This is a genomic window from Modestobacter sp. VKM Ac-2986 (assembly GCF_026967795.1).
GTDB lineage: Bacteria > Actinomycetota > Actinomycetes > Mycobacteriales > Geodermatophilaceae > Modestobacter.
In genome coordinates, this window is sequence record NZ_JAPVBH010000001.1 from 681,301 (window position 1) to 703,200 (window position 21,900).

25 protein-coding genes are annotated in these 21,900 nt (G+C 75.6%); 13 read left to right on the plus strand and 12 right to left on the minus strand.

Translation table 11 applies throughout. The features are described from left to right. The first annotated feature begins 74 nt into the window (after positions 1-74). Entirely contained in the window at positions 75-1,043 is a 969-nt protein-coding gene (locus O2W14_RS03310) for an NAD-dependent epimerase/dehydratase family protein (protein WP_269174664.1), read from the plus strand. On the opposite strand, the gene O2W14_RS03315 is transcribed toward O2W14_RS03310, so the two are convergent. Together O2W14_RS03315 and O2W14_RS03320 are read right to left on the minus strand one after the other, a co-directional pair. Next, a complete protein-coding gene (locus tag O2W14_RS03315) occupies positions 980-2,737 on the minus strand; it encodes a putative bifunctional diguanylate cyclase/phosphodiesterase (protein WP_269174665.1) in 1,758 nt (585 codons plus the stop codon). The two genes, O2W14_RS03310 and O2W14_RS03315, sit on opposite strands and share 64 nt — an antisense overlap. Further along, complete coding sequence (locus tag O2W14_RS03320; protein WP_269174666.1) at positions 2,734-3,582, minus strand: alpha/beta fold hydrolase; 849 nt, start codon at positions 3,580-3,582, stop codon at positions 2,734-2,736. The genes O2W14_RS03315 and O2W14_RS03320 overlap by 4 nt, the downstream gene beginning before the upstream one ends. Positions 3,583-3,851: 269 nt before the next feature. On the opposite strand from O2W14_RS03320, the gene O2W14_RS03325 reads away from it, so the two are divergent. Further along, entirely contained in the window at positions 3,852-4,424 is a 573-nt protein-coding gene (locus O2W14_RS03325) for an FABP family protein (protein WP_269174667.1), read from the plus strand. Continuing rightward, entirely contained in the window at positions 4,421-6,124 is a 1,704-nt protein-coding gene (locus tag O2W14_RS03330; protein ID WP_269174668.1) for a DUF885 domain-containing protein, read from the plus strand. The genes O2W14_RS03325 and O2W14_RS03330 overlap by 4 nt, the downstream gene beginning before the upstream one ends. 68 nt (positions 6,125-6,192) lie before the next feature. Here O2W14_RS03330 and O2W14_RS03335 read toward each other — a convergent pair whose 3' ends face one another. The 3 genes from O2W14_RS03335 to O2W14_RS03345 form a co-directional block, all read right to left on the minus strand. Continuing rightward, positions 6,193-6,918: a hypothetical protein gene (locus O2W14_RS03335; RefSeq protein WP_269174669.1), complete on the minus strand. Its 726-nt coding sequence runs from the start codon at positions 6,916-6,918 to the stop codon at positions 6,193-6,195. Between the two features lie 337 nt (positions 6,919-7,255). Further along, entirely contained in the window at positions 7,256-8,566 is a 1,311-nt protein-coding gene (gene nhaA / locus O2W14_RS03340; protein WP_269174670.1) for a Na+/H+ antiporter NhaA, read from the minus strand. A gap of 71 nt (positions 8,567-8,637) precedes the next feature. Beyond that, a complete protein-coding gene (locus O2W14_RS03345) occupies positions 8,638-9,483 on the minus strand; it encodes an aminotransferase class IV (protein ID WP_269174671.1) in 846 nt (281 codons plus the stop codon). Positions 9,484-9,521: 38 nt separating this feature from the next. Between O2W14_RS03345 and O2W14_RS03350 the strand changes: the two genes are divergently transcribed. The 7 genes from O2W14_RS03350 (at position 9,522) to O2W14_RS03380 (ending at position 14,877) form a co-directional block, all read left to right on the plus strand. Further along, entirely contained in the window at positions 9,522-9,998 is a 477-nt protein-coding gene (locus O2W14_RS03350) for a Fur family transcriptional regulator (protein WP_269174672.1), read from the plus strand. Between the two features lie 76 nt (positions 9,999-10,074). Continuing rightward, complete coding sequence (gene ygfZ, locus O2W14_RS03355; RefSeq protein ID WP_269174673.1) at positions 10,075-11,190, plus strand: CAF17-like 4Fe-4S cluster assembly/insertion protein YgfZ; 1,116 nt, start codon at positions 10,075-10,077, stop codon at positions 11,188-11,190. A 58-nt stretch (positions 11,191-11,248) separates the two neighbouring features. Beyond that, positions 11,249-11,815 carry an RsiG family protein gene (locus O2W14_RS03360; protein WP_269174674.1) on the plus strand — a complete coding sequence of 189 codons (567 nt, stop codon included), beginning with the start codon at positions 11,249-11,251 and terminating at the stop codon, positions 11,813-11,815. Positions 11,816-11,946: 131 nt separating this feature from the next. After that, positions 11,947-12,924, plus strand: coding sequence for an asparaginase (locus O2W14_RS03365; RefSeq protein WP_269174675.1), 978 nt, complete (start codon positions 11,947-11,949; stop codon positions 12,922-12,924). Between the two features lie 274 nt (positions 12,925-13,198). Then, complete coding sequence (locus O2W14_RS03370; protein WP_269174676.1) at positions 13,199-13,687, plus strand: helix-turn-helix domain-containing protein; 489 nt, start codon at positions 13,199-13,201, stop codon at positions 13,685-13,687. After that, complete coding sequence (locus tag O2W14_RS03375) at positions 13,684-14,445, plus strand: hypothetical protein (protein ID WP_269174677.1); 762 nt, start codon at positions 13,684-13,686, stop codon at positions 14,443-14,445. The genes O2W14_RS03370 and O2W14_RS03375 overlap by 4 nt, the downstream gene beginning before the upstream one ends. Before the next feature lie 147 nt (positions 14,446-14,592). Beyond that, positions 14,593-14,877, plus strand: coding sequence for a DUF2516 family protein (locus O2W14_RS03380; protein ID WP_269174678.1), 285 nt, complete (start codon positions 14,593-14,595; stop codon positions 14,875-14,877). A 13-nt stretch (positions 14,878-14,890) separates the two neighbouring features. Here O2W14_RS03380 and O2W14_RS03385 read toward each other — a convergent pair whose 3' ends face one another. The 4 genes from O2W14_RS03385 to O2W14_RS03400 all read right to left on the minus strand — a co-directional run bounded on the left by O2W14_RS03385 (position 14,891) and on the right by O2W14_RS03400 (position 17,238). Then, a complete protein-coding gene (locus O2W14_RS03385) occupies positions 14,891-15,094 on the minus strand; it encodes a PspC domain-containing protein (RefSeq protein WP_269174679.1) in 204 nt (67 codons plus the stop codon). Positions 15,095-15,120: 26 nt separating this feature from the next. Continuing rightward, complete coding sequence (locus O2W14_RS03390) at positions 15,121-15,981, minus strand: spermidine synthase (protein WP_269174680.1); 861 nt, start codon at positions 15,979-15,981, stop codon at positions 15,121-15,123. 2 nt (positions 15,982-15,983) lie between these two features. After that, positions 15,984-16,745 (minus strand): maleylpyruvate isomerase family mycothiol-dependent enzyme, encoded by a 762-nt coding sequence (locus O2W14_RS03395; protein WP_269174681.1) that lies wholly within the window; start codon positions 16,743-16,745, stop codon positions 15,984-15,986. Positions 16,746-16,806: 61 nt separating this feature from the next. Next, complete coding sequence (locus O2W14_RS03400; protein ID WP_269174682.1) at positions 16,807-17,238, minus strand: VOC family protein; 432 nt, start codon at positions 17,236-17,238, stop codon at positions 16,807-16,809. Positions 17,239-17,340: 102 nt separating this feature from the next. Here O2W14_RS03400 and O2W14_RS03405 point away from each other — a divergent pair, with 102 nt between their 5' ends. Beyond that, on the plus strand, positions 17,341-18,312 hold the full coding sequence (locus O2W14_RS03405; protein WP_269174683.1) for a helix-turn-helix transcriptional regulator: 972 nt from the start codon (positions 17,341-17,343) through the stop codon (positions 18,310-18,312). Here the strand turns inward: O2W14_RS03405 and O2W14_RS03410 are convergent. Continuing rightward, entirely contained in the window at positions 18,302-18,916 is a 615-nt protein-coding gene (locus O2W14_RS03410) for a TetR/AcrR family transcriptional regulator (RefSeq protein WP_269174684.1), read from the minus strand. The two genes, O2W14_RS03405 and O2W14_RS03410, sit on opposite strands and share 11 nt — an antisense overlap. 90 nt (positions 18,917-19,006) lie before the next feature. Between O2W14_RS03410 and O2W14_RS03415 the strand changes: the two genes are divergently transcribed. Beyond that, a complete protein-coding gene (locus O2W14_RS03415) occupies positions 19,007-19,723 on the plus strand; it encodes an SDR family NAD(P)-dependent oxidoreductase (RefSeq protein ID WP_269174685.1) in 717 nt (238 codons plus the stop codon). 4 nt (positions 19,724-19,727) lie between these two features. On the opposite strand, the gene O2W14_RS03420 is transcribed toward O2W14_RS03415, so the two are convergent. Further along, positions 19,728-20,417, minus strand: a complete 690-nt coding sequence (locus O2W14_RS03420) for an alpha/beta fold hydrolase (RefSeq protein ID WP_269174686.1) — start codon at positions 20,415-20,417, stop codon at positions 19,728-19,730. Between the two features lie 72 nt (positions 20,418-20,489). Between O2W14_RS03420 and O2W14_RS03425 the strand changes: the two genes are divergently transcribed. Continuing rightward, positions 20,490-21,074, plus strand: coding sequence for a TetR/AcrR family transcriptional regulator (locus O2W14_RS03425; protein ID WP_269174687.1), 585 nt, complete (start codon positions 20,490-20,492; stop codon positions 21,072-21,074). Here O2W14_RS03425 and O2W14_RS03430 read toward each other — a convergent pair. Beyond that, entirely contained in the window at positions 21,040-21,885 is an 846-nt protein-coding gene (locus tag O2W14_RS03430) for a class I SAM-dependent methyltransferase (RefSeq protein WP_269174688.1), read from the minus strand. The two genes, O2W14_RS03425 and O2W14_RS03430, sit on opposite strands and share 35 nt — an antisense overlap. Positions 21,886-21,900: the final 15 nt, after the last annotated feature.

A 21,900-nucleotide genomic window follows, 5' to 3' on the forward strand; every position in this document is an offset into this window, starting at 1 on the left:
ACAGGCGGCGAGGGCAGGAGGACGGTCGTCGGCATCACCGAGAGCACTGCTCTCGCCGACGATCGGAGGACGTCATGGGACGACACGTGGTGCTGGGCAAGGGCCCGGTGGGGACGGCGACCGCACAGCTGCTGGCCGAGCGCGGGCACGAGGTGGTGGTGCTCTCCCGCAGCGGCGGCACGAGCACCGACGTCGTGCAGCACCGGGCCGTGGACGCCGCCGACGCGGCGGCGCTCATCGCCGCGGTGGGCCCGGCCGACGCGCTCTACAACGCGGTGAACCCGCCGCGCTACGACCGGTGGACCCAGGACTGGCCGCCGATCGCCGCCGCGGTGCGCGTGGCCGCCGAGCAGGCCGGGGTGCTCGTCGTCGTGGGCAGCCTCTACGGGTACGGGCGCCCCACCGGGCCGATGACCGCGGCCACCCCGCTCGCGGCGACCGACGTCAAGGGCCGGCTCAAGGCCGGCCTCTGGACCGACCTGCTGGCTGCTCGGGCCGCCGGCCGGATCCGGGTCACCGAGGCGCGGGCCTCGGACTTCGTGGGGCCGACCGTGCCGCCCGCACAGTCGCACGTCGGCCGGCAGCTGGCCACGCTGCGCGCCGGCCGGCGGGCCTGGGTGGTCGGCGATCCCGACGTCCGGCACAGCTGGACGTACGTCCCCGACGTCGCGGCCACGCTGGTCGCGCTCGGCGCCGACCCGCGGGCGGAGGGACGGGCGTGGATGGTGCCCACCGGGGAGCCGCGCAGCCAGCGGGAGGTGCTCACCGACGTGGCCGCCGCGATGGGCGCCCGGCCGGCCCGGGTCACCGGCATCCCGTGGCCGGTGCTGCGCGCGCTGGGCGCCGTCGACTCCCAGATGCGCGAGCTCGTCGCGATCCGGCACCAGTGGGACGCCGACTTCGTGCTGGACAGCAGTGAGACCACCGCCGTCCTCGGCCTGCAGGCCACCCCCTGGGCGGAGGTGGTGCGGGCGACGGCTCAGACGCCGACGGCGGCCGGGAAGGGCACCTCGTCGGCCGGCACGGGTCGGCTGAACCAGTAGCCCTGCGCCTGGTCGCAGCCCAGGGCGACCAGGGCGTCGCGCTCGTCCGGGGACTCGACGCCCTCGGCCACCGCGACCAGCCCCATGGCGTGGGCCAGGTGCACGCAACTGGCCACGATCGCGCGGTCCCCGGCGTCGGTGGTCATCCCGGCGACGAAGGAGCGGTCGATCTTCAGCTCGTCCACCGGGAACTGCTTGAGGTAGGTGAAGCTGGAGTAGCCGGTGCCGAAGTCGTCGACGGCCAGCAGCACGCCCAGCGCCCGCAACGCCTGGAGGGTCGTCAGCGCCGACTCCGGGTCGTGCATCAGCGCCGTCTCGGTGATCTCCAGGACCAGCCGGGAGGCCGGCAGCCCGGCCCGGGCCAGGACCCCGGCCACCCGGGCGACCAGGTCGGTGTCGGCGAGCTGACGGGCGGAGACGTTGACCGCGACCTGGAGGCCGGGGGCGACGCCGGCGGCGTCCCAGCGGACGGCCTGCTCGACGGCCTCGCTGAGCACCCAGGCGCCGAGGTCGCGGATGACCCCGGACTCCTCGGCGGCGTCGATGAAGGCGTCGGGCTGGAGCAGCCCGCGGGTGGGGTGCTGCCAGCGGACCAGTGCCTCGACGCCGCTCACGCCGCCGGTGGGCAGGTCCATCCGGGGCTGGTAGTGCACCCGCAGCTCGCCGTCGCGGATGGCGCCGCGCAGCTGCTCGAGCAGCACCAGCCGGTCGGCGGCCGGGTCGGGGCTGCCGGGGACGTGCGCCTCCCAGCGCCCGCTGCCCTGGGCCTTGGCCCGGTACATGGCCGTGTCGGCCCGCAGCAGCACCAGGTCCGCGGCGCCCTCGACGTCGGCGGGGGCGACGGGCACCTCGGCCGCGCAGCTGCCGATGCTGGCGGCGACCACCACCTCGACGCCCTGCAGGACGACGGGCTCGGCGAGCACGTCGAGCAGCCGTGCGGCGACCCGCCGGGTCCCGGCGGGGGAGACGTCGTCCAGGACGACGAACTCGTCGCCGGCCAGGCGGGCGACGTCGGCGCCGGCCCGGGAGGCGTCCTCCAGGCGACGGGCGACGACCCGCAGCAGCTCATCGCCGCTGCTGTGGCCCAGCCCGTCGTTGACGGCCTTGAACCCGTCGAGGTCGATGAAGAACACGGTGGGGACGGCGGTCCCGGGCCCGGTCGCGTCGGCGCCCCAGCGACCGAGCCGGCCGTGCAGGGCGTGCAGCAGCCCGGGGCGGTTGAGCAGCCCGGTCAGCGAGTCGTGGTGCACGAGCTCGGTCAGCGCGGCCTCGGCCGCGGCGATCCGGGCCTGGGACTCCTCGGCCCGCCGGCGGGCCGTGAGCAGCTCCTCCTCGTAGCGCCGGCGCTGCTGGGCGTCGACCAGCACGACGCGGGTCTCCGGGGCCGGCAGCCCGGCGGTCACCCGCGTCGCCCCCATCAGCGCCGGGTGGCGCTGCCCGTCGGCGCCGATCACCTGGACGGAGGCCTCCGCGATCCGGCCGGTGACCATCAGCTGGGGCAGCGCGTGCGTGGTGTGCAGGACCCGGTCACCGATCGGCAGCAGCGAGGTGAACGGCCGGCCGAGCAGGTCGGCGGCGGCGTGGCCGGTCCACTCGCAGAACGTCGCGTTCGCTGCGGTGATGAGCCCGTCGTCGTCCAGCAGCAGGTGGCTGCCGGGGGCGTGCTCCCACAGGTCCGCGTAGTCCGGCGTCACGTCGTGAGCAGGTGGGCGCGGATGGCCGCTGCGGTCTCCTCCGGTGCGCTGATGTGCGGGCAGTGCCCGAGGGCCTGCAGCTGCACCAGGGTCGACCCGGCCAGGTGGGCGTGCAGGTACCCGGCCGTCGACGCGGGCACCAGGGCGTCCGCGCGGGCCTGCAGCACCACCGTCGGGACGGTGACCTGCGGCAGCAGCGGCCGGTAGTCGGTGGTGAACATGATGCCCAGCAGCTGTCGGGCGACGTCGGGGTTGACCCGGCAGAAGCTGGCGGTCAGCCGCTCGCCGTGCTCGGGCGCCTCGGGGGTGCCCATGATCACCGGGGCCATCGCCTCGGCCCAGGTGAAGTAGTTGCTGTCCAGCGCGCCGGCGACCTCGGTCATGTCGGCGTCGGAGAAGCCGCCGTCGTACCCGGTGGCCGGGTCCTGCAGGAAGTAGGGGTTGGCGGCGACCAGCACGACCTGCCGGAAGCGCCCGGGCTCCCGGATGGCGGCCATGACCGCCATCATCGTGCTCACGCTGTGCGCGACGATCGTGACGTCGCGCAGGTCCAGCTCGGCGCAGATGGCCAGGATGTCGTCGGCGTGGCCGTCGAGCGTGCTGTAGCGGACCGGGTCGTAGGCGGAGAAGTCCGACTGCCCGTAGCCCATCAGGTCGTAGCGGACGACGCGGTGGTCGTCGCTGAAGTGCGGCAGGACGCCGTCCCACATGCCCTGGTCGCAACCGAAACCGTGGGCGAAGAGCACCACGGGGCCGTCCTCGGGGCCCGTCCAGGTCACGTTGAGCCGCGCCGTCACCGGTCCGGCGGCGGTTCGGGTGGGGTGCGGCGCGGCGTCGATGGACACCTGGTCTCCTCGTCACAGGATCGGATCCACGCTTCTGGAGATCCGTCGTTCCCCTCGTGAGTCGGCGCCCCGGCCGGTGCGCTTGAGCCGGCCACCCCGCAGGGGTGAGCGCGACCTGCCCCGGTGGGCGACGGCGGCCCGGATTACCGTGGCGGCATGGGTCTGGTCTCCGCCTGGGTGCTCGTCACCCTCACCGGGCTGACTGCGCTGGGCTTCGCCGCCTCCGCGTGGCGGCTCACCCGCACCGAGCAGCAGAGGGGTGACGCCCGATGAGCGCACCCGTCCCGCCCGGGCTGCCCGACGGCCCCGCCGCCGGCCCGACCGAGCTGCCGGTGCCCGACACCGTCGACGTCCGGACCGGCCCCGAGGTGGCGCACGAGCTGCTGTCGGTGCTGCCGCTGCTGGGCGAGTGGCACGGCGAGGGCCAGGCCGCCGGCACCGGCGGTGACCACCGCTTCGGCCAGTGGGTCCGCTTCGCCCACGACGGCCGCGACTTCCTCTCCTACGAGTCCCGCACCTGGCGGCTGACCGACGACGGCCAGGTGGCCGGCCCCGACGTCCGCGAGTCCGGCTTCTGGCGTCCCCGCGGCGAGGACGAGGTCGAGCTGCTGGTCAGCTCCCCGGCCGGCCTGGTCGAGATCTACGTCGGCACCGCCCGGACGACGACCAGCTGGGAACTGACCAGCGACGTGCTGGCCCGCACCCCTGACCACCCCGACGTCAGCCGGGCCACCCGCCTCTACGGCATCGTCGACGGCGCGCTGATGTACGCCGTCGACCGCGCGGCGACCGACCAGCCGCTGCGCCCCACCATGTCCGCCCGACTGGATCGGATCCGATGACCGCCGCCGTGCCCACCACCCCCCGCCAGGTCGCCGACGCCTACGTCGAGGCCGTCTGCGACCTGGACCCGATCGTCGCCACCGGGCTCGGCAACCGCCCCGGGGACGACCGGCTCCCGGACACCACCCCTGCCGGGCAGGATGCCGAGGCCGAGCTGATGCGCTCGACGCTGGCCGAGCTGGACCGGGTGCTGGCCGCGGACCCGTCGCTGGCCGACGACCCGGTCGAGCGGCGCTGCGCCCGGCTGCTGCGCGAGCGGCTCACCGCCGCCCTCGCCCTGCACGAGGCGGGCGAGGGCCTGCGCGCGGTGTCGAACCTGTTCTCCCCGGTGCAGTCGATCCGCTCGGTGTTCTCGATGATGCCGACGGCCACCCCCGAGGACTGGGCCGTGGTCGCCCGCCGGCTGGTGCGCGTGCCCGCGGCCTACCGCGGCTACCAGGAGTCGCTGACCGCCGGCGCCGAGCGTGGGCTGTTCGCCGCCCCGCGCCAGGTGCGCACCGTGGTCGGGCAGCTCGACGCCTGGCTCGAGGGCCCCTACTTCGCCACGTTCGTCGCCGACGGCCCGGCCGAGCTGCGCGCCGAGCTGGACGCCGGTGCCGCCGCCGCCGACGCCGCGGTCGCCGCCGTCCGCGACTTCCTGCGCGACACCTACGCCCCGCAGTGCGAGGGGACGCCGGACGCCGTCGGCCGGGAGCGCTACGCCCGCTTCGCCCGCTCCTGGAACGGCTCGGACCTCGGGTCGGGCATCGGCCTGGAGGACGCCTACGCCTGGGGGTGGGCCGAGCACCAGCGGATCCTCGTGCAGCAGCGCGAGCTGGCCGAGCAGGTGCTCCCGGGGTCGACCCCGATGGAGGCCATGCGCTGGCTGGGCGAGCACGGCGAGGCCGTCGACGGCGTCGAGCCGGTGCGCGAGCGGCTGCAGGCGATGATGGACACCGCGATCGAGGCCCTCGACGGCGTCCACTTCGACATCGCCGGGCCGATCCGCCGGGTCGAGTCGATGATCGCCCCGCCCGGCAGCGCCGCCGCGCCGTACTACACGCGCCCCTCGCTGGACTTCTCCCGGCCCGGCCGCACCTGGCTGCCCACCCTGGGCAAGGAGCGCTTCCCGCTGTGGGACCTGGTCTCCACCTGGTACCACGAGGGCGTCCCGGGCCACCACCTGCAGCTCGCGCAGTGGGTGCACGTCGCCGGTGACCTGTCGAACTACCAGACCACCCTGGGCGGGGTGAGCGCCAACCTCGAGGGCTGGGCGCTCTACGCCGAGCGGCTGATGGACGAGCTGGGCTTCCTGTCCGACCCCGGCGCCCGGCTGGGCTACCTCGACGCCCAGCAGATGCGCGCCGTCCGGGTGGTCGTCGACATCGGCATGCACCTGGAGCTGCCGATCCCGGACGACGCCGAGGGTGCCGTCGCCGAGCACCGCGGCGAGCCGTGGACGCCGGAGCTGGCGCGGGCCTTCTTCGGGGAGAACTGCGGCCGGGACGCCGACTTCCTCGACAGCGAGCTGGTGCGCTACCTGGGCATGCCCGGACAGGCGATCAGCTACAAGCTCGGCGAGCGTGCGTGGCTCGAGGGCCGGGACGCCGCCCGGCAGGCCCGCGGCGCGGACTTCGACCTCAAGGCCTGGCACATGGCCGCCCTCTCCCAGGGCAGCCTCGGCCTCGACGACCTGGCCGCCGAGCTCGCCCAGCTCTGAGGCTCCCGAGGGGCCGTGTTCCCTGCAGGGCGAAAGTGGCCACTTTCGCCCCTCAGTGGGGTCCTTCCTCAGTCGGGGGCGTCGCTGGGGGCGGGGTTGACGCGGTCGGCGTCCCAGGTGGTGCGCTGCTTCTTGTCCGCCGGGGCGGTCTCGAGGCCGTCGGCGGCCAGGACCTCGGCGATGCAGCCGGCGCTGCCGCCGACGTAGGTGGTGACCAGGTCGATGTCGGTGACCACGCACCACGCGCGGTCGGCCGGCCACCACACGTTGGCGCTCTGCTCGAACGGTTCGGCGGCCATGTTCTCCGCGGCCAGCCCGATCGGGCCGTTGATCAGCCAGTACTCGCGGTCGGGCAGGGACAGCGTCGGGTGGTCGGTGATGACCGCGCCGCCCTGGGCCACGGCGAACCAGCAGACGTCGGGCGTCGTCGTCCAGCGGGTGAGGACGGCGACGAGCCGCTCGGCGACCGGGGCGGGCAGGTGGCCGCGGGCCGGGGCGCCGTGCCACAGCGGGGCCTGGTCGTCGTTCTCGAAGTACTCCATGGCCCCGGTGACCGAGCCCCACTGCATCAGCGGGTGCGCGGTGGTGCCGTTGGCCGCGGCGACGGAGGACCAGGGGACCTCGACGTCGTCGTCACCGACGTAGCGCACCGCGGGGTGGAAGACCCGGGCCACGGCCTCGAACGAGGCGGGCACCAGGGCGGCGACGGTGCCCGCGGCGGCGGCCTGGGCGGACTCGGCGAGCCAGATCCCGGCGGAGGTGTCCAGGGCGACGGATCGGCCGGTGAACTGCACGTCGGACCTCCCCGGACAAACGGACAACCCCCAGGCTGCTCCGTGGCGCTGTACCCCACCGTAGTGGGGGAGCTGCGCACGGGCCGACTGGACAACGTCGGCAGCCTGGGGGTCGGGTGACTGTCCGGTTCTCGCTCGCCGCCATCGACGGACGGGCGGGATGCCGCTGCTCAGTCCGAGCTGTGGGTCTTCCACAGAGACTGGGCGGGCGGCCCATCTGGACGGCGGCTAGCGGACAGCCACCTCACGCGTCCTGTAAGTCATCAACTTCGGGACCACCTCCTCTCTCGTGTGACCCAACCGTACGACGCGATCTGGGGGTCGGCAACGGCTTTTTTCAGCTCTCAGCGGACGGTCGCTGATAGACGTCCGGGACCCCGTCGGCGTCGTCGTCCCGGGCCTCCTGCTCGGCGATGAGCCGGTACCGGCGGTCGCGCAGCCGGAGGATCACGGCGGCCAGCAGCGCGGCCAGCAGGGTGCCGGTCAGGACGCCGACCTTGACGTGCTCGTCGCGCTCGGAACCCGCCCCGAACGCCAGCTCGCCGATCAGCAGCGAGACGGTGAAGCCCATCCCGCCCAGCATCGCCAGGCCGATCACGTCGGGCCAGCCGAGCTCGGGGTCCAGTTCGGCCTTCGTGAAGCGCGAGACCAGCCAGGTGGCCCCCGCGATGCCGACGGTCTTGCCGGCCACCAGGCCGACGACGATGCCGATGGCCACGCTGTCCGACAGCGCGGTGCCCAGGCCGGAGAGCCCGCCCACGGTGACCCCGGCGGAGAAGAACGCGAAGACCGGGACGGCGAGGCCCTGCGAGATCGGCCGCACCCGGTGCTCGAAGTGCTCGGCCATCCCCGGCCCGGCGTCCGGGCCGCCGGCGGCGTCGCTGCGGACCACGGGCACGGTGAAGGCCAGCAGCACGCCGGCCACCGTCGCGTGCACGCCCGACTCGTGCATGAGCACCCAGGCGACGAGCGCCAGCGGGAGCAGCAGGTACCAGGAGCGGATGCGCTTCTGCACCAGCACGCCGAACAGCGCGATCGGCACCAGCGACAGCAGCAGCGGCACGACCTGCAGGGTGGAGGTGTAGAAGATCGCGATGATCGTGATGGCCAGCAGGTCGTCGACGATCGCCAGGGTGAGCAGGAAGGTGCGCAGCCCCGTGGGCAGGTGCGTGCTGATGACCGCCAGCACCGCGAGGGCGAAGGCGATGTCGGTGGCGGTGGGGATCGCCCAGCCGGTCAGCGCACCGTCGCCGGCGCGCAGGTTGACCAGCACGTAGAACACCGCCGGGGCGATCATCCCGCCGACGGCCGCGGCGACCGGCAGCGCGGCCTTGCGCGGGTCGCGGAGGTCGCCGGCGACGAACTCGCGCTTGAGCTCCAGCCCGGCGACGAAGAAGAAGACCGCGAGCAGGCCGTCGGCGGCCCAGGTGCCCAGCGTGAGGTCCAGGTGCAGCCCGAACAGGTCCGACGGGCCGACCCGCAGGTCGCGCAGCGACTCGTAGGCCGCCGACCACGGGGTGTTCGCCCAGACCAGCGCGATCAGCGCGCCGATCATGAGCAGGACGCCGCCGACGGTCTCCTTGCGCAGGACGTCGGCGATGCGGGTGGCCTCGCGGTACGAGCCGCGGTCGAACAGGGTGCTGGGCACGGGAACGCCTCCGGGGTGCGGGGTCGGCTGAGGAGTTGCCGACCAGACTTCCCGGCGCACCGGTGGCGACCCTACCGGGCGAGGAGCTCCCGCACCCGCCCGGACAGCCCGGCGTCCCCGCGGTCGACGCCGTCCAGCCGGGTCACCGGCGAGGCCCCGCGGATGCCCGACAGCAGCCAGACGGCGTCGGCGGCGTGCAGGTCGGCCACCGTGCCGGGGGTGATCGACGTGGGCCAGCCGTCGGCCTCGGCGCGGGTGAACAGCCGGGCCTGGGTGGTCCCGGCCAGGATCCCGGTCTCCACCGGCGGGGTGTGCAGCCGGCCGCCGGCGGCCCACACCACGGTCGAGGTCGGACCCTCCAGCACCCGGTCCTCCAGGGAGGTGAAGACGACGTCGTCGGCGCCGACGGAGTGCGCGTGCCGGCCCGCGGCCATGTTCACCGCGTAGGACAGCGTCTTGGCCCCGCCCAGCAGCCACGGCGCCCCCGCCCGGAAGTCGGCCGGGAGGCCCAGCGACAGGGTGACGACGCTGATGCCCTCGGTGCGCTGGCGCAGCGTCTCGGCCGGGACGGCGGCCAGCAGCGCCAGCAGCGTCGGCGGGGTGCCCTCGCCCAGCCCGCGGGTGAGGAACACCCGGCAGGCGCCCTCGACGTCAGCCGGCCAGCCGTCGACCGCGGCGGCCACCACGGCCCGCACCGCGTCGTCCCCGGGGTGGGTGATGCCCAGGATCCGCGCCGAGCGCTGCAGCCGGACCAGGTGGTCGTCCAGGTGCGGGGTCGCCCCGCCGGCGACCAGTGCGGACTCGAAGACGCCGTCACCGCGGCCCAGGCCCAGGTCGAACGCGGTGACCACCGGCTCGTCCGGGGAGACCGCCGTCGCCGCACCGTTCCGCCAGACCGCCACCCGAGGACTCGTCACCCGGTCCACCCTGCCACCCGCGCTCTAGGCTCGGCAGCGTGTCCGGACCGGAGAACGTCGAGCCGTCACGGGCTCCGGCCCAGCGACCCCTGGCCGCGGAGCTGCGCTCCCGCGGGATGCGGCTGACCAGCCAGCGACAGCGGGTGCTGGCCGCGGTCTCCGCGCTCGAGCACGGCACGCCCGAGGAGATCGGCGCCCGGCTGCGCGCCGAGGCCGGGCCCGACGGCGCCGCGCCCGACACCTCCACGGTCTACCGCGCGCTGGAGCTGCTGGAGAAGCTCGGGCTGGTCTGGCACACCCACCTGGGCAAGGGCGCGCCGATCTACCACGCCGGCCAGCAGCACCGGCACGTGCACGTGGTCTGCCAGACCTGCGGGGAGATCAGCTCGGTCGACCCGGGGGTGCTCGACGGGGCGGCGGAACGTCTGAGGGCCGACCTGGGTTTCAGCCTGGACGTGGGCCACGTGGCGCTGTCCGGCACCTGCCGAGCCTGCACGGAGAAGGAGACCCCATGAGCGCGAAGACGACGGGCGAGCGATCATCGCAGGGAGCGCCAGCGACCGAGGAGCGGAACGAGTCCGGAGTCGAGTCATGACATCGACCTCACCGCTGCTGCAGCGCCCCGGCGCCGTCGCCCTGGACCAGGAGGCCGCCACCGTCGCGGCCCACTACGGCGAGCCGCTGCCCGAGCAGCGCCGGCTGGCCGAGGGCGCCGGCCTGGTCGACCGCAGCGACCGCGACGTGCTCGTCGTCCCGGGCGCGGACCGGCTGTCCTGGTTGCACAGCCTGACCAGCCAGCACCTCGAGCGGCTCGGCGACGCCACCGGGTCCGAGGCGCTGGTCCTCTCCCCGCAGGGCCACGTCGAGCACCACGTCGTCCTCACCGAGCTCGACGGCACCACCTGGGGCGACGTCGAGCCCGGCACGGGTGCGGCGCTGGTGACCTTCCTGCAGCGGATGCGCTTCATGCTGCGGGTCGACCCGGCGCTGGTGACCGACGCGTGGGCGCTGCTGTCGCTGGTCGGCCCGCGCGGCGACGAGGTGCTCGCCGCCGCCGGCTGGCCCGTGCCCGCGACGCCCTACGCCGTCCTGCCGCTGGACGGCGGTGGCTGGGTGCGCCGGATGCCGGCGATCGGCGACGGGACGGCGGCGGTGGTCGACCTGCTCGTGCCCCGCGCCGACCTCGACGCCCGGGCCGCCGAGCTGCAGGCCGCCGGTGCCGTGCTGGCCGGGGTGGACGCCTACGAGGCGCTGCGGGTCGAGGCCCGCCGTCCGCGGGCCGGGGTCGACTCCGACCACCGCACCATCCCCAACGAGCTGGAGTGGCTGCAGACCGCCGTCCACCTCGAGAAGGGCTGCTACCGCGGTCAGGAGACCGTCGCCCGGGTGCACAACCTGGGCCGCCCGCCGCGCCGGCTGGTGCTGCTGCACCTCGACGGCATGGCCGAGACGCTGCCCCGCCCCGGGACGCCGGTCACCTCCGGCACCCGCGAGGTCGGCCGGCTGGGCACCGCGGTGCGCCACCACGAGCTGGGCGTCATCGCCCTCGCCCTGGTCAAGCAGTCACTGGCGCCCGACGCGGCGCTCAAGGTGGGCGAGGCGGCGGCCGCCATCGACCCCGACGACACCCCCGCGACCCTCGACGACACCCGGGCGGCGGCCCGCGACCGCGTCCGGGCGGTCCGGTCTGCGACGATCGGCCGGTGACCCCGGGCGCGTGCCCGGGGCTGGCATCCACCGTCCCCACTCCCGCGGAGGTCGCGCGATGACTGCTCCCACCCCTGCCGCTGCCGGCGGCGCCGGCGTCGACGAGCTGCTGGACCCCTCGTTCCTCGACGGCGTCCAGGACGTGCCGATGGCCGAGGTGCGGGCGCTGCGGCACCGCGCCGAGCAGGAGGAGGTCAACCTCTCCTACACGCGGCGCCTGCTGCAGGGCCGGCTGGACATCGTGCGGCGCGAGCTGCAGCGCCGCGCCGAGCACGACGGGCGCTCGCTGGTCGACCTGCTGCCGGAGATCCTGTCCGAGAAGGGCCGCGGCCCCGCGCACGGCCTGGGCCGGCACCAGACCGTGCAGCCCACCTCGCCCGAGCAGTTCGAGACCTGGGTGAACAGCCTCGCGCCGGGCGCCGACCTCACCGACGTCCCGTCCATGCCCGACGACCTGCTCGAGCGCACGGCCCGGTCGCTGGCCGCCGGCGAGCGGACGCTGTCCGAGCGCCGTCGCGGCGTGCAGGCGGTGATGGACGCCGTCGCCGGTGAGCTGGCCCGCCGTTACCGCGAGGGCCTGGCCGACGTCGCCCAGCTGCTGGCCGACGAGTCCCGGCACGGCTGAAGGTCGAAGGACCCCGTCCTCCTCGGCACGAGCAAGCTCGTACCGAGCCTCGGGACGGGGCCCGACCCCACTCCGAGCTCGGAGCGGGGCCCTGCGAGGGGGCCGTCCCGGCACGTCGGGATGATGGCCGCATGAGCGAGTGGCCGCAGAACCCGGTGCTGGTGGAGGTGTGGCGCGGCGGGCTGGCGTCCGACGTGCTCGAGTCGGTGCACCGGGGGTCGCTCGTCGTCCTCGGTGCCGACGGTGCGCCGCAGCTGGCCGTCGGGGACGTCGACCGGCCGGTGCTGCCGCGGTCGTCGAACAAGCCGGTGCAGGCCACCGTCTACCTCGACGCCGGCTGGCAGCCCCGGGACGACCGGGAGCTGGCGCTGGCCGCCGCCTCGCACAACGGTGAGGACGACCACCGCGAGCTGGCCGGGCAGGTGCTGGCGCACGCCGGGCTGGAGCCCGCGCACCTCGGCTGCCCGCCGGCGCTGCCCGGGCACGAGGCCACCCGCGCGCACTGGCTGGTCGAGGGCCGGGCGTCGGAGCGGCTGGCGATGAACTGCTCGGGCAAGCACTCGGCGATGCTGGCCGCCTGCGTGGCGGCCGGCTGGCCGACCGAGGGCTACCTGGACCCCGCGCACCCGCTGCAGCAGGCGATCGAGGCGCGGTTGGGCGAGGCCGGGGGAGACCCGGTGTCAGCCGTCGTCGTCGACGGGTGCGGGGCGCCCCAGCACGCGATCCCCCTCACCGGGCTGGCCCGCGGCGTCCTTTCGCTGGTGCAGGCCGAGCCGGGCACGGCCGGCCGCCGCGTCGCCGACGCGATGCGCGCCCACCCGTGGCTGGTCGCCGGCACCGGGCGCGAGGACACCGAGCTGATGCAGGCCGTCGACGGGCTGCTGGTCAAGGGCGGGGCCGACGGCGTGCACGTCGCGGCGCTGCCCGGTGCCGGGGCGGTCGCCCTGAAGCTGGACGACGGCGGCGACCGCGGCCGGCTGCCCGCGCTCTGCGCCGGCCTGCTGCAGCTGGGCGTGCCCGCCGAGACCCTCGCCCCCTGGTCGTCGACCGCGGTCTCCGGCGGCGAGGGCGTGGTCGGCCGCATCCGCCCGTCCGACGTCCTGCGCTGAGCCCTCGTCGGCCGGCTCGGCCGGGTCCGGCCGTGATGGGGGCTGCGGGCCAGTCCGTGCCAGCGCGGGTCAACCCGCACCAGCAGACGTTGAGCCGCGTCCTCACGCGGCTCGACCCCAGCTCGCCCGGGTTGACCCGCGCAGCGGCTCGGCGCGGCACTGCGGGGGCGCGGACGTACGACGGGCCGCACGGCGTGGCACCGTGGGCCGGCGGGTCGAGGAGGGTGCTAGCGGTGCGCTTGCAGGAGCTAGCAGTCGGGGCTAACGTGATCATGTGCAGCGACCCACGGAGTTCGTCCGCGAGCAGGTGACCGCGGTCCGCGAGAGCGTGGTCACCGCGGCCGCCGAGGCCCAGACCGTGCCCGCGGCCGTGAGCTCACAGGTGGGGGAGTTCATCCGCTCCCAGCGCAGCGCCGCCCAGGTGTCGCTGCGCGAGCTGGCCCGGGTGGCCGGGGTGAGCAACCCCTACCTCTCCCAGGTCGAGCGCGGCCTGCGCAAGCCGTCGGCGGAGATCCTGGCCCAGATCGCCCGGGGCCTGAAGATCTCCGCCGAGACGCTCTACGAGCAGGCCGGCATCCTCGACCGCCGGTCGGGCACCGCCGGCACGGTCGCCGCCATCCGCGGCGACGAGGCGCTGTCGGAGCGGCACAAGGCCGTGCTCCTGGAGCTGTACGAGACCTACGCCCGCGAACACGCCGCCCAGCTCGCCCGCGAGCTCGAGGCGGCCGCCCCCACCCCCACCCCCTCGGAGGAGACGGCATGAGCCGCACCGACACCCTGAAGCACTACGGCGAGACCCTCGTCGAGACCGGCCGCACCGGCCTGCTGGCCGCGCTCGGCGCCGGTGACGTCGCCGTCGACCGCGCCCGCACCGTCGTCGGCGGCCTGCGCTCCCGCGCCGAGGCGCTCCCCGGCGAGGCGCAGGTCCAGGTCGACCTGGGCGCCAAGGAGGCCCGCACCCGGGTCGAGGCCGCGCGCGAGCAGGCCCGCCGGGCCGCCGCCCAGGCCCGCACCACCGTGACCGAGCTGCGCCCGGAGGCGGTGCTCGGCACCGTCACCGGCCTGGTCGACAGCGCCCGCACCCAGGCGCTGGAGGCCATCGGCGAGCTGGCCGGCCGCGGCGAGCAGCTGGTCGGCGACCTGCGCCGGCAGCCGGCCTTCCGCAAGGTGGTCGCCCGCACCGAGCGCGCCGTGGACGCCGTCGAGGACGGGCTCGAGGACGCGCTCGCCGAGACCGCCGACACCGTCGCCGAGGCCTCCGACACCGTGACCTCCGTGGCGCAGAAGACGGCGGCCCGCACCGGCGCGGCCGTCGAGTCGGCCACCGCCGAGGTCCAGGACGCCGCTGAGGCCACGAAGGCCACCGTGGCCGACGCCGCCGCCGAGCCCGCGACGACCGAGCCCGCCCCCGCCGAGCCGGCCGTGACGCCGTCCGTGGAGGCGCCGGCCGCGAAGCGGGCGAAGGCCACGGTGCCCGACCCGCTCGCCGTCCCGGCCAAGACCCGCCGCACGGGGAAGTGACCGACCGCTCCACCACGTGAGTCGACGCCCCGGCCGCCCGCACCCGCGGGCGGCCGGGGCGTCGTCGTCCCACCCGGAGGGGTCACCCGCGCCGGTGGTGGGGGCGTTCCCGGGCAGCGGGTGGCCGGACCCGCCTATCCTCGGTCCATGGGCTTCGACGGCTTCGTGACCGACCTGGTGTACTACGGCACCCTGGCCCTGGCCCTCTGGGCTCTCGTCGACGCCGTGATCCGCCCGGCGTCGGCCTACGTCGCCGCCGGCAAGCTGAGCAAGCCCGCCTGGCTCGGCATCACCGGTGTCGCCGCGCTGCTGCTGTTCGTCCTGGGCCCGCTGAGCTTCCTCGGGCTGCCGGCCGTCGTCGCCGCGGTGGTCTACCTGGTCGACGTGCGGCCCGCGGTGCGCAGCCTGAAGCCGGGCAACAACCCCTGGTGAGGCCGGCCGGCCGTCAGTACCTGTCGTCGGCCGGCATGAGCGCCCACAGCAGGACGTAGGCGATGAACTGCGGGCCCGGCAGCACGCAGGAGATCACGAAGGCCGCGCGCAGGCCGCCCCGGGAGAGCCCGAACCTGCGGGCCAGGCCGGAGCACACCCCGGCCACCACCTTGTGCCGGGTGTCGCGGGTGAGCCGACCGTACGAGGGAGTCGTCATCGCCCGACCCTACGACGCCGCGGGCCTCAGTCGAAGACCCCGGCCGGTGGTTGCGGTGAGGGCTGGGCGTCCGCGTCGGTCACCGGCGACGCCTGGCCGACGAACGCCTCCAGGTCCGCACCGCTGACCACCCGGGCCGGCATCGGGTCACCGGCGCAGCGGCGGGTCAGTCCGGTGATGGGCAGCTCGGCGTCGGAGCCGACCGCCACGGTGTTGCCGAACCGCCGTCCCCGCAGCGTCCCCGGTTCGGCCAGCAGCGCCACGTGCCCGAAGACCGCGCGCAGCGTCGCCGCCTCCGCGCGGGCGAAGCGCAGCGGCGGGCCGTCGGAGACGTTCCACGCCGTCACGCCCCCGCGCGTGAGCACGCGGGCGACGTCGGCGGCGAACTCGACGGTGGTCAGGTGCGCCGGCGTGCGGGCACCGGCGAACACGTCGACCAGGACGACGTCGGCCGAGGCGTCCGGCAGCGCGGCCAGCCCCTCCCGCGCGTCGGCGGCACGCACCCGGACCCGGGCGTTGCGGGGCAGCGGCAGCTCGCGGCGCACCAGCTCGGTCAGCGGCTCGTCGAGCTCCACGACGCGCTGCCGGGAGCCGGGCCGGGTGACGGCGACGTAGCGGGCCAGCGTGAGCGCACCCCCGCCCAGGTGGACGACGTCCAGCGGCTCGCCCGGCTCGGCGGCCAGGTCGAGCACGTGGCCCATCCGGCGGACGTACTCGAACTCCAGGTACGCGGGGTCGAGGAGGTCCACGTGCGACTGCGGGACGCCGTCGAGCATCAGCTGCCAGGAGCCCTCGCGGTCGGCGTCGGCCAGCAGCTCGGCGGTGCCCCCGGCGACCTGGGTCGGCCCGGGGAGGGCGGACAGGTGCGCCCGGTCCTTGCGGCTCATCCTCAGCGCCCCCGCAGCAGGGCCTCGGCGGACCGGTCGCCGCGCACCGCGACCTCGCCCGGCCGCCCCCACAGGTGCAGCAGCAGCTGGGTCGCCGTCCCGGACACCTCGGCGTCGGGGTCGGCGGCGGGACCGGCCGTGCACCGCACGGCGCCGTCGGCCACCTCGACGGTCCAGCTGCGGGACAGGTCGGTCGCGACCACGCCGACCCGGGCCCGGCCGGTCGCCAGCGGCGCGGTGTGCTGCCAGCGGGGCAGCACGACGGTCAGCAGCTCGTCGACGCCGTCGCCGGCCAGCACCGGGTCGACGGGGGTGTGCGCCAGCGACGCGGCCGCCTCGAGGTCGTGCCGGTGGACCGTGTGCTCGTGCGCCTGCCGCCGGGCCCAGCTCGCCGCGGTCTGCGCGGCCGCCGGGCTCATGTGCCAGGCCGGGGTGCCGGGGTCGGTGGTGCGCAGGGTGGCCACCAGCTCGATCAGGCCCTGCGCGTACCAGCCGTGCAGGTCCTCGTCCGGCGTGGCGATCTCGCGGGGTGAGCGGGGCGGCTGGGTCGTGCCGGCCCGCAGGATGCCGAGGACCCAGCGGTGCACGACGCCGAGGTGGGACACCAGGTCGCGGGCGGTCCAGTCGGTCAGCGAGGGCGCCGCGGTCTGCAGCCCACCGACTGCCGGGGTGCGGCCGGCGTCCAGCTCCTGGGCGACGACGCCGAAGCGCTCGCCCTCCCGCTCCACGGCGGCGGTCCATGTGTCGAACAGCTCGTCGGGCACGCCGTCCATCGTGCCCCACCGGGTGCGGGTGGCCCGAGGTCCACCCGCACCCGGAACGGGGTCAGCCGTTGTACGGCGGGAGCACGTCCAGGACCCAGGTGACGCCGAACCGGTCGGTGACCATCCCGTACAGCGGGGCGTAGCCGGCCGGGGCGAGCTCGGCCCGCACCGTGCCCCCGACGACCAGCGCCTGCCAGTACCGGGTGACCTCCTCGGTGTCGGTGCCGCGGACGGAGACGTAGACGGCGTCGGTGCCGGCGTCGTACGCCCGGCCCGGCGGGACGTCGAAGGCCATGACCGCGAAGCCGTTCGGGGCCTGCACGCCGCCCCACTGGACCTGCTCGGCCACCGCGCCGTCGGCGGTGTCCCGCTCGTCGCCGCCCTGGGCGAACGTGAAGGCCATGACCTCCCCGCCGAACACCGACGCGTAGAAGTCCAGTGCCTCGCGCGCCTGGCCGCGAAAGTTCAGGTGCGTGGTGGTGGTGATGCTCATGTCCGGCTCCTCGGTTACCCGCCACCCCTCCGGTGGCGACGAGAGGACAGTCGCAGTGGTAGCGGACAGGTCTTGTCCTCTACTCTGCGCACCATCGAGAACATGCCCCCGACGAGCGGGACGTCGTCCCGGCTGCTGGTGCTGCTGTCGCTGCTGCAGGCCCGCCGCGACTGGCCCGGCGCCACCCTGGCCGACCGGCTGGGGGTCACCAGCCGCACCGTGCGCCGCGACGTCGACCGGCTGCGCGAGCTCGGCTACCCCGTGCAGGCGTCCAAGGGGCCCGACGGCGGCTACCGCCTCGGCGCGGGCGCCGACCTGCCGCCGCTGCTGTTCGACGACGAGCAGGCCGTCGCGCTGGCCGTGGCGCTGCAGTTGGCGACCACCAGCGGGGCGGGGGTCGGTGAGGCGGCGGCCCGCGCGCTGACCACCGTGCGCCAGGTGATGCCCGCCCGGCTGAGGCACCGCGTGGACGCCGTCCAGGTCACCCCGCTCGCCGGCGGCCCGACGGCGGAGGTCGACCCGGCGGTGCTGGTGGGGCTGACCGCAGCCGTCCGCGCCCGCGAGGTGGTGCGCTTCGGGTACGCCGGTGAGCAGGCGCCGCCGCGACGGGCAGAGCCGCACCACCTGGTCGCCCGCAACGGTCGCTGGTACCTCGTCGCCTTCGACCTCGACCGGGCCGACTGGCGGACCTTCCGCTGCGACCGGATGGCCCTCCGCACCCCGAACGGCCCGCGCTTCGGCCCGCGCGAGCTGCCCGGCGGTGACCTCGCCGCTTTCGTCGACGGTGCCTTCCGTGGCAGCGCGGACGGCGCCTGGCCGTGCACCGGCACCGTCGAGCTCGGGCTGCCGGCCGCCCGGGTCGCCCCGTTCGCCGCCGACGGCGTGGTGGAGGCGCTGGGCCCCGACCGCTGCCGGCTGACCCTCGGCGCGTGGTCGTGGGTGGGCCTCGCCGCCGCCGTCGCCCGCTACGACACCGACGTCCTGACCGTCGGCCCGCCCGCGCTGGCCGAGGCCTTCCGCACGCTGTCCGAGCGGTTCGCCCGCGCGGGCGGAGAGATCTCCGTCAGGAGCTGACCGGGGGCCAGCTCCGCATCGTCAGGTCGGCCACCAGCTGGAGCTCGTCGCGGGAGGTGCCGCCCGCGGCCTGGACGGCGATCCCGTTGGCCACGGTCATCAGGTACCGGGCGAGCAGTCCGGGGTCGGCGTCGGCCGGCAGGTCGCCGCCGTCGACGGCGCGCTGGAAGCGGTCCCGCAGGTGGGCGGTGCCCGACTCCCGCCAGGCGGCCAGCAGGTCACGGGCCGGTCGGCCGGAGGCGCCGGCGGCCAGTGAGCCCTGCACGCCCAGGCACCCGGTCGGGCAGTCGGGCAGCGTGGTGGCCCGCACCGACCCGCCGAGGAACGCGGCGGCCACCTCGCGCGCGGTCGGCTGCGCCAGCGCCTGCGCGACGTAGGACGCCGGGCCCTCGGTGTAGCGCGCCAGCGCCCGGGAGAAGAGCTCCTCCTTGTTGCCGAAGGCGCGGTACATGCTCGTGCGGTTGATGCGCATCGCGCCGGTCAGGTCGTCCAGGCTGGCGCCCTCGTAGCCCTGCGCCCAGAAGACCCGCACCGCGGCGTCCAGCGCCTCGTCGACGTCGAAGCCCCGCGGCCTGCCGACCGTCGCCGTCCGTCCGCTCGTCACAGGCGCAGCCTACGCGCGTTCGGTACCGACCGGTACCGAGGTGCTAGCGTCCCTTCGGTACCGATCGGTGCAAAAATCTGGGAGGCAGTCGTGGAGAAGGTCGTGCTCATCACCGGGGGGACGTCGGGCATCGGTCTGGCGCTGGCGGAGGCGTTCCTGGCCGAGGGGGCGTCGGTCGCCGTGTGCGGCCGGTCGCAGGAGGCCCTCGACCGGTTCGGCCGGGCGCACCCGCAGGCGCTCGCCGTCCGGGCCGACGTGACCGTGCCCGAGGCGCGCGCCGCGCTGCTGGCGGCGGTCACCGACCGGTTCGGCCGGCTCGACGTGCTGGTCAACAACGCCGGGACGTTCGTCGAGCGGGACTTCGCCGCGGACGACGCGACCGTGGCGCTCGACGAGGAGGTCGACCTCAACCTCACCGCGCCCATCCACCTGACCGGAGAGGTGCTGCGGACCTGGCCCTCGCTGGAGTCCGTGGTGTTCGTTACGTCGGGGTTCGCGCTGGTCTCGCCCACCCGTGCGCCCACCTATGGCGCGGTCAAGGCGGGGCTGCACGCCTTCGCCGACGGGCTGCGCCGCCAGCTCGCCCCCCGTGGCACCCACGTGCTCGAGCTCCTCCCGCCGGCCACCGACACGCCCATGAACGCCGGACTCACCCGGCCGATGCTGTCCGCGGCCGAGGTCGCGGCGGTCACGCTCGACGCGCTCCGCCGGCGGCGGCCGATGGCGCTGCCGGGGCAGACCCGGATGCTGCCGACGGGGCTGCGCCTGGCGCCACGGGCCCTCGGGCGGCGGGTCGCGGCGCTCTGACCGCTCAGGCCGGCAGGTCGAGCACGAGGTCGGCCACCTCCCGCGGCCGGGACAGGAACGGGTGGTGCCCGGCATCGAGCTCGACGACGGTGCTGGCGCGGCGGGCGAACTCCCGCTGCGCCGCGGCGGGCGTGCCCCGGTCGTCGGTGCACACCAGGTAGGTCGTCGGGACGTGCGCCCAGGCGGCGGTGGTCACCGGCGTCCCGAGCACCGACAGGCTCTGCCGGACCAGCCGCTCGCCGGCGTCGGCGGCCACCTCGGGGCAGTCCTGCAGGAACGTCTCCGTCAGCAGCTCGGGTCGGACGCCGAACGTGCCGGCCTCGACGTCGACGTCGAGGAACGGCGCGGGCTCGGGTCCGCCGAAGGTGGACAGGCTCTCGCCGACCTCGGGCAGGTAGCTGGAGACGAGCAGCAGGTGCTGCACCGCGGTCACCCCGGCCCCGGCCTCGGCGGTGACGATGCCGCCGTAGCTGTGCGCCACGACGACGGTGGGCTCGTCACCGCCGTCCTGCAGCACCGCCCGGACGGCGGCGACGTCCGCGTCCAACCCGAGGCCGGCGACGCCGGTCTCCCCGCAGCTGGGCAGCGCGGGCGCCACGCTGGCCACGCCTCGCTCGGTCAGCAGTGCGGCGGTGCGGTGCCACCACCACGCGCCGTCCCGGACACACGCCCCGTGCACGAACACCACTCGCATCTGAGTCTCCACGACGTCGGACCGACGCGATCGACGCTAGACGTACCGCCAGTTACGCGAAATGATCCGGCGGTGGGGCGTCAGCGGCAGCCGGAGATCAGGGAGCGGTTGCTGGAGGTGTGCACCGACGCGGCGCTGGCCGGCGGACTGCCCGACCGTCTCGAGCCGTTCGCCGTCGCCTCGGGCACGTCGTCCCGGATGCTGCTGTACCACTTCGGCACCAAGGAGGCGCTGCTCCGCGCGGTGCTGCAGCGCGCCCGGGCCCGCCAGCGGCGGGACTGGGAGGCCCTGCTGCGGGTGCGTCCGGACGAGGACTACCGGACGACGCTGGCCCGTGCCTGGGCAGGTATGACGGGGCCTGCGGGGCAGCGCTACCTGGCGGTCTTCAACCGGCTGCGGGAGGACGCCGAGCAGCAGTTGTGGCCCGGCTTCCGGCGCGAGGCCACGACCGACTGGCTCGCCCCGCTCCAGGAGGGCCTGCGCACGATCGGGCGGCCCGACCTGGCGACGCTGGTGCTGGCCGTCGTCCGCGGGCTGATCGTCGACCTGGACGCCACCGGCGACACCGACCGCGTCGACCGGGCCTGGGCGACGTTCGTGGCGGAGCTGGGGGAGCCCCCGCTCACGTCGGGGCGACCGCCGACCAGCGCACGGTGACCTCGCCGTGCCGCCAGCGCCGGGTCGGGCCCAGCAGCGGCCAGCCGTCGGCGGCCAGCGCCTCGCACGCCGCCGCCCAGCGCTGCCGTGGGCCGAACGCCGACAGCCCCGCGGCCGCCGCCCACGCGGCGTCGAAGGCGCGCAGGAACGTGTGCACCGGCTGGCCCGGCACGTTGTGGTGGATCAGCGCCTTGGGCAGCCGCTCGGCCAGGTCGGAGGGGCGGTCGAGGTCCGACACCCGCGCGGCGAAGGTCAGGGTGAGCGGGCCGTCCTCGTCCAGGGCCACCCAGCTCGCCCGCCGTCCCCACTCGTCGCAGGTGCCCTCCACCAGCAGCCCGCCGGGGGCCAGGGCGGCGCGCATGGTGTCCCAGGCGCGGCCGGCGGACTCCTCGTCGTACTGGCGCAGCACGTTGAACGCCCGCACCAGCACCGGCCGGAGCCCTGCCAGCTCGAACCCGCCGACCCGGAAGTCCACCCGCGGCGGGTCGCGGTCCTCGGCCACCGCGGCCACCCGCTCCGGGTCGATCTCCAGCCCGACGACCTCCAGGCGCTCGACCTCCGGGGCCAGCCGGTCGACCAGCTCCAGGGTCGTGACCGCCGACGCGCCGTAGCCCAGGTCGACGACCAGCGGGCGGGCGGCGTCGCGCAGCCGGGCGACCTGGGTGGCGACCAGCCAGCGGTCGACCCGGCGCAGCCGGTTGGCGTTGGTGGTGCCACGGGTCGGCAGACCCAGCGCGCGGGCCCGGCCGGCGGCCAGCTTCGGCACCTTGCGGACCGGGGGCAGCGACGCACGCTGGGTGTGGTCGCTCACGGACGACGAGGTTAG

Bases quoted from the DNA above. Each gene is read 5' to 3' on its own strand.
- O2W14_RS03420 (WP_269174686.1), bottom strand. From the start codon at position 20,417: ATGCGAGTGGTGTTCGTGCACGGGGCGTGTGTCCGGGACGGCGCGTGG.
- O2W14_RS03375 (WP_269174677.1), top strand. From the start codon at position 13,684: ATGAGCCGCACCGACACCCTGAAGCACTACGGCGAGACCCTCGTCGAG.
- O2W14_RS03365 (WP_269174675.1), top strand. From the start codon at position 11,947: ATGAGCGAGTGGCCGCAGAACCCGGTGCTGGTGGAGGTGTGGCGCGGC.
- O2W14_RS03405 (WP_269174683.1), top strand. From the start codon at position 17,341: ATGCCCCCGACGAGCGGGACGTCGTCCCGGCTGCTGGTGCTGCTGTCG.
- O2W14_RS03380 (WP_269174678.1), top strand. From the start codon at position 14,593: ATGGGCTTCGACGGCTTCGTGACCGACCTGGTGTACTACGGCACCCTG.
- O2W14_RS03325 (WP_269174667.1), top strand. From the start codon at position 3,852: ATGAGCGCACCCGTCCCGCCCGGGCTGCCCGACGGCCCCGCCGCCGGC.
- O2W14_RS03400 (WP_269174682.1), bottom strand. From the start codon at position 17,238: ATGAGCATCACCACCACCACGCACCTGAACTTTCGCGGCCAGGCGCGC.
- O2W14_RS03390 (WP_269174680.1), bottom strand. From the start codon at position 15,981: ATGAGCCGCAAGGACCGGGCGCACCTGTCCGCCCTCCCCGGGCCGACC.
- O2W14_RS03385 (WP_269174679.1), bottom strand. From the start codon at position 15,094: ATGACGACTCCCTCGTACGGTCGGCTCACCCGCGACACCCGGCACAAG.
- O2W14_RS03330 (WP_269174668.1), top strand. From the start codon at position 4,421: ATGACCGCCGCCGTGCCCACCACCCCCCGCCAGGTCGCCGACGCCTAC.
- O2W14_RS03310 (WP_269174664.1), top strand. From the start codon at position 75: ATGGGACGACACGTGGTGCTGGGCAAGGGCCCGGTGGGGACGGCGACC.
- O2W14_RS03360 (WP_269174674.1), top strand. From the start codon at position 11,249: ATGACTGCTCCCACCCCTGCCGCTGCCGGCGGCGCCGGCGTCGACGAG.
- ygfZ (WP_269174673.1), top strand. From the start codon at position 10,075: ATGACATCGACCTCACCGCTGCTGCAGCGCCCCGGCGCCGTCGCCCTG.